Annotated in this window: 1 protein-coding gene; it reads left to right on the top strand. The window is 76.1% G+C overall.

From position 1 onward, the window contains the following. Positions 1–373, top strand: a 373-nt coding sequence (locus FS882_RS21245) for an HNH endonuclease signature motif containing protein (protein WP_187365417.1), incomplete at both ends; no start/stop codon positions are given.

The following is a 373-nucleotide window of genomic DNA, read 5'->3' as shown; positions in this document are numbered from 1 at the left end:
TCACCATCCCCGCCTCGACCCTCCTGGGCCTGGACGACCAGCCCGCCCACCTCGACGGCCACGGACCCCTCGACGCCGTCGCCGCCCGCGCCCTCGCCGCCGACGGCGTCTGGAAACGCGTCGTCACCGACCCGCTCACCGACCAGGTCCTGGACGTCGGACGCGCACGCTACCGACCACCCGCCGCCCTCGCCGAGCTCGTCCGCACCCGCGACGGCACCTGCGCTGCACCCGGGTGCACCGTCCCCGCCTGCGGCTGCGACCTCGACCACACCGTCGAGTACCACCCCCAGACAGGCGCCGACCCCGACGCGCCCCTGGGCCGCACCGACGCCGACAACCTCGGACCCCTGTGCCACCGCCACCACCGCCT

The sequence above is a fragment of the Cellulosimicrobium cellulans genome, from assembly GCF_007679345.1.
Classification (GTDB): Bacteria; Actinomycetota; Actinomycetes; order Actinomycetales; family Cellulomonadaceae; genus Cellulomonas; species Cellulomonas cellulans_A.
Note: the sequence above shows the minus strand (reverse complement) of the source record. Positions and strands in the feature narration are given on the sequence as shown.